We start from the raw sequence: 338 nt of genomic DNA, 5'->3' as shown, positions 1-338 counted from the left end.
ATCGTGCGGGCGACGACACCTATATCGTCGATAATACCGGCGACAGCGTCGCCGAGAACGCCGCCGCGGGAACCGACACGGTCCGCACGACATTAGCAAGCTATGCGCTTGGCGCCGATCTCGAGAACCTCACCTATATCGGAACGGCAGCCTTTGCCGGCACGGGCAATGCGCTGAACAACGTCCTGACCGGTGGGGCAGCTGCGGACAATCTCAGCGGTGGCGCCGGCAACGACACATTGCTCGGTGGTGCTGGTTCCGACACGATGTCAGGCGGGACGGGTGATGACATTTATGTCGTCGATATTGCGACCGACCTTGTGATCGAGAATACGAAC

The 338-nt window shown here is 60.4% G+C and carries 1 pseudogene; it reads left to right on the top strand.

Going from position 1 to position 338, the window contains the following annotated elements:
• Positions 1-338, top strand: a pseudogene (locus RWK44_RS35005) (M10 family metallopeptidase C-terminal domain-containing protein); the annotation flags it as partial.

Source organism: Rhizobium sp. 25PS6 (assembly GCF_032464655.1).
Classification (GTDB): domain Bacteria; phylum Pseudomonadota; class Alphaproteobacteria; order Rhizobiales; family Rhizobiaceae; genus Rhizobium; species Rhizobium laguerreae.
This window is presented reverse-complemented; position numbering and strand designations above follow the sequence as displayed.